Here is an 8,931-nt window from a genome sequence, read left to right as displayed (position 1 = left end):
CCGCCGACAGCGACTGGATGCCGGTAGAACTCCCAGCCACCGTCTTGCTGGAGGCTAGCCAGCCACCGCAGACACAGATTCAGCACCTATTGGAGGAGATAGGGAGGCTCCCGATGTGATCAACTGAGTCTAAAGTACGTGAACTTCGGACTAATAGCCATGGACGATCACCTCGACACGCCACCTCGCCCAGATGGAGGCACTTCGGCCCTTCATAAACCACCGAGAGACATCTTGAACGAGGAGATCCTCAAGCCGGAGTTCCTCGCTGAGAATGCACCAGGCCTCGAAACACTCGTGAAGCTCCTCAACCAACCGGCTCTCGCTCGCGTCTACGTCTACATCTGTTACTGGGGACCAGTGTCACCACCAGAAGTCATGGATGACCTCGGTCTCTCGAAATCGACCGCCTACGATTACGTCGACCGGTTGGTTGATTTCGGCCTCGGTGACCGTGACGATTCGACTCGACCACAACAGCTCACTGCAGAACCCGTTGTTCTTGTCGAGCCGTACACCCCGATTATCATCACGCCCACAGTCCTCCACGCGTTTGCACTTCAGGAAGTCGACGAAGATATCGAATACATCCTCGAGCGATACGGTATTGGGAAACTTGTGGCAGCACTCCGTGGTGCTGGCCTCCATTATGCTGGCAAAATGACCCAGCGGATGGTTGCCAGTGAGATTGATGTTCGAGAAACTGAGGCGATGATGGTCATCTATGCCGTTGTACCTGCCCTCACTGTTGGTCGCGAACATGACCCGTATTTCGAGTATCTATTCCCTGATGTCCACAACCAGATGGATCTCCCCAATCTTGACGCACAGGAGACATCGCCGGCACAGCCAGATGCTACTGAGTGAGATCGCTGAATGAATCACGAGTCGCCACTGTCTGGTGGAAAAGAAGTCATCGTCGACGCGGATATTTTCATCGCGATCGGTGATCCATCTAACAACCAGTTCAGACAGTTTCGCTCGGCCGTGCAGAACGCTGGTGTCGTGTTGAAACTCCCTCAGCGGGTCATCGGTGAGGTTGGTGGGAGAGATACCTATCGTGTTCAGACTGCACTCGACGAAGGATGGGCCGAGATCATCGATGCGCCGGACCCAACCAATGGAGATGCTGTTGCAGCGAGTGACATCGACAGACGCATGATCGCAAACATGACGGACAAACCTGAACACGAGGTCGAAAAGACGGATACGATTCTCGCAGGGCTCGTGAACTCGTATTCCAACAGAAAATCGAACTCAAGATGTTCAAGCAGCGGTACTGTCTCAATAGCCATGACATTCAGGAAGTCGTCTACCGAAGCTAAGTCTTGCAGGGTACTGGCACTCGTAGACACAGTTTTAACACCCTACTGCCATCTCTGAACATGGTTCTATGACACGCGCTTAAACCTACAAACGAATCCACCGCAGTCTATTGATTTTGGATATCAGTTATGATAATATGAAGTATATGCTTTTGTACGATCATAAAAATCTGTTGGCATGAATGTTTGAGATTTAATCACCCGTCGACTGCAACCTGAGAAATACGGTGCAGTCAGATTTCATAAGGGAGATTATAATTCTCTCTCCAGCATCGCAACCGATTTCGATGGCTACATCACCCGAATCAGGCCCTATCGCAAATCAGACGGGATCAAGGAAGCCGAACAGCTCATCTCAACCCTGTACGACCCGAGTGTAGAAAACAACTGGTTAAAATCCAAACTCGGCCTTGACGAGACACCACATGAGTACTCGTTTGAGATGTGGTTCTCGGAAGGGAAACTTCGTTTTGCGATGAAAACGCCCACAAGCGACGAAGCTGAAGAACTCCAGAAAACAATCGGTGGGATCTACCCCCATGCACAGGTGAAAGACAGTGAGCGCCACATGCCGAAAATCCCAGATGGGAGTTATGTGGCTGGTGGGGAATTCGAGCTCAAACACACCAAGTACGCACCCCTCCGTGCATTCTCCGGGCCAGACCCGTTCGAGGTGAAGAAAGTCGAAGAAAGCGAGCAAATTGGAACCGTCCTCGTCGACCCCTACAAGACTGTCACCTCCGAACTCGTCGGCCACAACGCTCAGGCAGTCCTGTTCCAGATTACGTTTTGCTCAGCCCCAGAAGATTGGACGGATGGATTCGGCCCAACCGACCCCTCGGCGGAGCGCAGAGCCGAATACTTGGAAGAAGGGAGATACGTTGATTCGCTAAAAAATCCCCGCATTATTGACCCGACCGAGAAAGACCTGCGAACCGCAGAGCACATTACAGATCTCGAAAACAGCCAAGCCTTCTTCGCAAACATTCGGTATTTCGTGTGGGACAAAACCGCCGAAGGCGCGATCCGGCAGACCAAAGCTATCGAGAGTATCTTCCGGACAGTCTACCAGAACAACAAGGTCTCTCAACAGTTCGAACCCGTCCGGTACACAGCGAAAGATGTCAAAGAGCATGTGTTCGATGCTGCCAGACGGAAGATCGAACGTAAGGACGTCATCCTAACGAAAGAGGAGGTAGCTGCACTCGCTCACCTCCCCAACGACACAATCAACACTGCAAACGTTGATTATGTCGAGGCCGTCTTCGGCGAGCAAGCCCCAGGAGACAGCTCAACAGCCGAAAAGGAAGACCTGATCGGAGACAACCCAGATGAGCTCATCAACAACCAGTATGCAGAGGTCAACGATTACGATGAGACAACGGACGAAGAGGATAAGTCCACCTTCGAAAAGGCAAAAGAACTGGTTGAAAATACGAGTGACGCGTACTACAAGCGAGATCGCCAGCCCGACGAATACGAAGAAACCAGTATCACTGAGGATATGCCGCCCGAACCAACTGCCGACTTTCTGGATTTGGCAGCCACATTCGAGCGGGGTGAATTCGGATACGATCACTTCTACAAAGAAATTGAAAGTGACGAGAAAGCAGACGAGATTATAGAATGGGTCGAGACACACATCGATGAGTCGTATCTGATACAGGCCCACAAGGTTACGCAAATTCAGGACCGAACCGACGACGCTGTTGGTGAGGCTGACTCGACCGAGAGTGAGAATGGAACCTCGGATGGCGACCTAATCACGATGGACGACATCGAGGCCGCCGAATCCGAACCCAATCCAGACTCTTTGCCGACGACTATCGACCGCTCCAGTAGATCGCAGACAGCGAACGGTGCGAAGGCGGCCACGAACGGATCAGGTAAGGCAACGGACGGAGCAGCCACCGAAGAAAACGAATTCCTTCCCGCACGACAGCAAAAACATCCTGTCAAATTCACGAATCCCCAATACGCGCAGACCAAGACTGACTCTGGTGATCTACTGACGATGAACTTCATCGAGCACGATAATACGGGGACGGTCTACATGGGTGAAGACAGTCGAAATATCTACGTCGAGGCACACCGCGACAGGCCGGACGACGACATCTGGCTCGGGTATCAAGAACAAGGGAATAACGCCGTCCGAGAGGTTGGCGTGCCTCGGTCGGCGTGGTTCCAGCACATCTCCATGTTCGGGACGACCGGGAAAGGCAAGTCCACGATGATGAAAAACATGATCCTCCAAGTCGCTCACAAGGGCTACGGGTGTGTCGTAATTGACCCGAAAGGCGACATGGCGACCGATCTCATGAAGGAGCTTCCAGAGGACCGTCTCGATGACGTAATCTGGATTGAGCCCGGATCAATTGAGCACGACAAAATCGCGGCAATCAACTTCCTTGAAACGTCGGTTCCGAAGGATCACCCACGCTATGATCGGGAGGTCGAATCGATTGTCTCCGATCTGCAAGCCGTTCTCAGGGCGGGGGAGTACTGGGGGCCGAAGATGGCCGGGATTACCAAGAACATCACACGTGCGATGGTCCGGTCGGAGAATCCATACACCCTGTACGATATGTACAACGTCCTCATTCGGGAGGAAAAACGCTGGAACTTCGCTCGGTCACTCCAGCGCGAAGATGTCGACCTCGGAACGAGCGAGAGTGGCGATATCTCAGAAGACGTCAAGCAGTACTCTCGACGGATTGCTGAGATGGACGATGATGAAGTCGACCCGGTTGTGCGGCGTCTTCAGGACTGGGCTGAATCGCCTATCTCGAAAGAGATCGTCTCGCACCGATACAGTACGGTCAGTATCGACAAGGCCGTAAACGAAGGCAAGATCATCCTGCTGAAGAACTCGGTTGAAGACCGCGAGATCAAGCGGGTTATCTCGACGGCTATCATGCGCCGAGTGTGGGTTGCAATCCAAGCCCGAGCTGAAGCCACCGAGGAAGAAGCCGACCGCGAGCCATACTTCGCGTTTATCGACGAGTTTGACGACGTGGTGAGCGACGATATGGAGATCGACAAGATGCTGTCGAAGGCTCGATCCGGGCGTATGTCTGTGACATTAGCGACACAGAATCCCTCGCAGATTGAAGAAGACTATCCGAATATCCTCAAGCAAATCTTCAACAACACCGAGACGATGATTTCGTTCGCCGTTCGTGACCCAGACGACGGCTACCTGATTTCAAAGCGTATGGGCGAAGATTTCGATGCAGAGGATATGATCGAGATGCCGCGATACCGCGTCATCACGCGAGTCTCGTATGATAGCGAAAACGGCCCACAGATCAGCAAGCCACTCGGCTTACGGACGTTCCCAGACTACCCGCCGCTGCGAACGCGGTCACAGGCAAAGCGGGCTATCGTAGACTCACTCAATAAATACGGGGTGATGCCGATGGACAACTACCCCGGAGAAACAGACCTGTTGATCTCTGGTGGAGGGCTTCAAGAGCAGACAGTCGTGAACTTCCTTGAGCTCGTGTGGAACGAACACCACCGCTCGCGGTCGGAGATAGTCGAAGTGGAGGCGGTCGCAGATCGGTTTGAGGAAATCACCGGTGAGGCAATCGAACGCTACCCGAACGGGATCGCAATCCCCGAAGAATTGGTCGAAGTCCACAACGTCAACCTCAATGAAGACGACAAAGATGATGGGTATTTCGACGACCCAGAGTACTTCAGCGACAAGCCCGGTGGGAGTGGGAAAAAACCGGAAGATGTCGAAGAATCATCGAACGCCGAGAAGATAGCTTACCGGTCGAACGGTCGAATCCACATCCAGAAAAACGAGGCCAAGATATCGATCACATCAGAGGGTATCGACGCTGTACTCCAACAGGACACCGGTCGACAACAGCCAACCGAAAGTCACCGCGAGATCATCCGACAGTCGATCCGGTGGTTCTCTCGGATGGGCTTTCACACAAGTCTTCCAGTCCAGCTCGGAGGGAATCGTGTGTGCGATGCACGCGCTGACATACCGATTACGGGGGATCTGTCGATCAGCGAGATGCGAAGTGCGCTTGATTGGTTCCAAGACACCTACCCACTGGCGGCTGAATTCTCGAAAACCAGTAACATCAACGTTGAAGCCGAAGGGACGACGCAGAACAAGCCCGCTCGTACAATCGAAAACGTGCTCCGAGCCAAACGAGAGGGTCGTCGGACTGCTTTGTTCGTCAAAGACGGTCGAGAAGATGGCCACGGTCGGGATTTCCACGCTAACAGAGTCGAGAATATCCTCACAGAACCACCATACTACCGCGAAAAACGGTACGTCCCACCCGGAGTAGACCCAAGCCAACTGGAAGACGACGATCCAGAGCCGATCAGATTCCTGTACAATAAAGCGAGCGTAGTTGGATAGCAGTTCCTTCATTCAAAAACGACCGTCTATGACGCTCTATCGTCGAATTTTGTGTCTGATATCATATATAACTAGATTCTATTTTTATATCACTATATTGAGCGTGTATTTATACCGGCTAAATTTACGATTGGTCAATAGAAACTCGCCTTAGAAAATATTAGTCGACGTACGTCCATCATTCCAAAATGACAATTTTGAGCTACCCCTACGCTGTCTTGCGATTAGAAACCTGCTATCCAACTACAAGCGAGCAAACTCCGGGTAGGCAACCCCGATGAAGATCAAAAGAAGTTCGCGCTGATGGAGAAAGGCTCTCAGACAGTGTGGATGGATATGGGGGATCATCTCAACCTCTACAATGGGGTCGGGCCAGATGCAAAAAAACAGGGCGAGGTGAAATACAGCGAGACTGAGTTTGCCTCATCGAACGCGATGGATATCTGGTGTCGCTATGATAGCTACCAGAGAGAATGGGTCGTCTATCCCGGTGGAAACAAGCAGTTCAGATACGAGACCAAGGCAGCGATGGAAGAGGAATATCAGTTCGTCTACGCGCCTCTGTACATGGAAGCTGAGGTCGACGAACTACCAGACGAAGATTCGTGGGATATCTTGATCCTGCCCGATCCAGATGCGATCACGACCGACCCGAACGCGCCTGTAGACGAGACAGCCACAACCAACAAAGAGTACCAACTAGACTTTTGCTTCCCTCCAGAGGAAGTTCCCCTGCTCTACGAAGACGGAAAGACAACACCGCTCATCCCGGAGGAGTATGCAGACCTGCTCACCGAATCTCGTGCCGAGTTTACAGGCCGAGACGACGGGGAGGCAGACGATGAGGGTGTCATAGACGCGAGCGCGGTGGATACCAACACAAACGACTCAGAGACACTAACTATGGATTCATTCGAGCAAATCGAGATGGAGAAACGTGCGCGAGAGATCATCGACGGCTACAAAAAGCAACTCTCACACGAAGAAAAGCGTCGACTCGCAGAATTCGAGGAGACATTCGGAGCGAAAAACCCCGGTGAGATAACGTTCTGGCGCGAGGTGTGGGATCACTACGAGCGCGATTACGATACTGGAATCCCAGGAACAGTCCTCCCTGATGCAGTCAGAAGTTCGACTGGGCTCACGATTGACAAAGCCCGCGATGCAGTCGCCATCGGCAAGGATTTCGATCTTCTAATCAAAGACGATCCAGTCGAACCGCTCAATGTCGACTTAGGTGATGATGACGCTATTCTCCGGCTAGTAATACCAAGAGAACGGCCAGACCTCTATATTGACGAAGCCGAGCAGTTTGCCGATAAAACGGTATGGGACGAGGTTTGGGACTTCGTATTCACAGACCCAGATGTAGCCCTCACACGCGGTGAATTGCGGAAAGGCATACAGCGTGTCGCAACTCCAGAAACACAGACAGAATCTGATGCGGCAATCGCTGTGGGCGTGCTGTCAGGGGCTCTTCAAGAAGAAGATGGACTCTTAGAAGATGAATATGTCCTTGCTACAGACAGGCCGGATGAATTCTGGTTGAACATTTGGGAGGTCGTCCCATGTGATCTATCCGAACCACTTTCCAAACAGAAGATTCTCCGTGGTATTCGCCTAGAAACAGTTCTTGACCGCGAAGAAATCTTGGATCTGTTCGACGATGCATTGGAGCACAACGAGCTCTACTCGCCCGAACACGTCGACGATGACCACTACCTGATTAACGATCCAGCTAGCGACGACGGCCCAGAGCTAATCGAGCGCGACGAACCACGATTCCCCGAAGACGAAGACGACGATCCAGACGCAGGCACAGGAGCAGCCAGGACTGACGACGCGTCGACACAGGTGGACCAAGCCACTAGTGAGGACGTCGAGCAATCGTCAGGAGAGACTGAGGCAGAGGCAGAAACAGGCCAAGAATCAGAAACAGACGAACCCGCAGAGCCGTCGACGCCGACTGCATCTGAAGCCAGTACTAGCGAGTCGACTGACACGGACACCTCTGAGACTGCCACCACAGAAGCCGCAGAATCGCCCAGTGAGCAATCTTCGGATCAAGACGACCAAGACCTCGTGGAAACAAACGCGGAGACAACACCAAGCGAACAAACGACAGCATCTGCCGACGAATCGAGACCAGCCAGTGACGAGACGAATGGAGGCCAGAATGAATATGAGTCCGAAGAGAATTCACGACCACCACTTGCAGAACTTGAAAAAGAAGACCTGTTGGAACTCAGCCCGCTCAAGATAGATACGATTCAGAATCCACCAGCCGAAGATCGTGTCCACGAGGCATTCGCCGACGCTATCGACTTCTTCCACAGCCAGATTGACGAGCCGATCAACTCCAACAAGCAGTGGAACGTCGACCACCCAGATGCCGAGCTCTCGAAACCAGAAACAGCGCGTGAATACTTCCAGCATCCACGCTATGACACCACCCCCATTGATTCTCTGAAATTCATTGGGAATGAGACAGCAGAAGAAGGCCAGGACACACAGATCAACAGTCTCTCCTCGGAGGCCCGTAGCCAGGTAAACGATCTCCTCCCAGAGGAGAATGCACCATCCGTCTTCAGTAGTGATCCATCCAATGATGATGGAACGAGCGTGTCGATGGAGCAGTACCGCTACCAGACACGCGAAAACCGTGGGTGGGCTCCCCAGACAATAGAAGACAAGAAGTTGGGCTGGTCTCCAGCCGATCCGAAGGCGTTGTACAATCACCTTATCGAGAAGGGGTATTCGGATAAGGAACTCTTAGCGACAGGGCTCTTCAACGAGAATAACGATTCGTTCTACGCTCAGTTCACCGGGCGGTACATCTTCCCGTACTTCAACGAAGACGGCGAGCCAGTATACGCCATTTCGAGAAGCATCGATACCTCACGAGACAGCTTCAAAGATGTCGACTACTACTTCAACCAGAAGTACACCAAGACACAGAAGCGACCGAGATGCGCGATGCTCGACGAGCCGATCTACGGTCTCCAGACTATCGAAGAAGGTCAGCCACTCCTAATCACAGAGGGAATGGCGGATGCAATCTCTGCACACGAGCGAAACATCCCGTGTATCTCTCCTGTGACTACCAAGTTCAAAGCTGAACACTATGAGGTCCTTAGAGACGCTATCATCGAGAACGGTGTTCCAGAAGTCTACATCATACAGGATGCAGACCCAGCCGAAACTCACAAATAGGAT

3 protein-coding genes and 2 pseudogenes are annotated in these 8,931 nt (G+C 52.4%); 4 read left to right on the top strand and 1 reads right to left on the bottom strand.

What is annotated here, in order from left to right:
• Positions 1-159: 159 nt before the first annotated feature.
• Both O2S87_RS10875 and O2S87_RS10870 read left to right on the top strand, forming a co-directional pair.
• Positions 160-867 (top strand): DUF7437 domain-containing protein, encoded by a 708-nt coding sequence (locus O2S87_RS10875; RefSeq protein ID WP_475408812.1) that lies wholly within the window; start codon positions 160-162, stop codon positions 865-867.
• Positions 868-876: 9 nt separating this feature from the next.
• Positions 877-1,260 (top strand): annotated as a pseudogene (locus tag O2S87_RS10870) (PIN domain-containing protein); the annotation flags it as partial.
• On the opposite strand, the pseudogene O2S87_RS10865 reads toward O2S87_RS10870, so the two are convergent.
• A pseudogene (locus O2S87_RS10865) lies at positions 1,215-1,355 on the bottom strand (IS5/IS1182 family transposase); the annotation flags it as partial. The pseudogenes O2S87_RS10870 and O2S87_RS10865 sit on opposite strands and share 46 nt — an antisense overlap.
• A 166-nt stretch (positions 1,356-1,521) precedes the next feature.
• Between O2S87_RS10865 and O2S87_RS10860 the strand changes: the two are divergent.
• Both O2S87_RS10860 and O2S87_RS10855 read left to right on the top strand, forming a co-directional pair.
• Positions 1,522-5,715, top strand: coding sequence for a type IV secretory system conjugative DNA transfer family protein (locus O2S87_RS10860; protein WP_475408814.1), 4,194 nt, complete (start codon positions 1,522-1,524; stop codon positions 5,713-5,715).
• Positions 5,716-6,018: 303 nt separating this feature from the next.
• Positions 6,019-8,928: a hypothetical protein gene (locus O2S87_RS10855; protein WP_475408811.1), complete on the top strand. Its 2,910-nt coding sequence runs from the start codon at positions 6,019-6,021 to the stop codon at positions 8,926-8,928.
• The last annotated feature ends 3 nt before the right edge of the window (positions 8,929-8,931 follow it).

This window comes from Halohasta sp. A2, from assembly GCF_056175805.1.
The sequence above is the reverse complement of the archived record's forward strand: the minus strand, read 5'-3'. Positions and strand labels throughout refer to the sequence as shown.

Coding starts and splice junctions, on each gene's coding strand:
- O2S87_RS10855 (WP_475408811.1), top strand. CDS start 6,019: ATGGAGAAAGGCTCTCAGACAGTGTGGATGGATATGGGGGATCATCTC.
- O2S87_RS10875 (WP_475408812.1), top strand. CDS start 160: ATGGACGATCACCTCGACACGCCACCTCGCCCAGATGGAGGCACTTCG.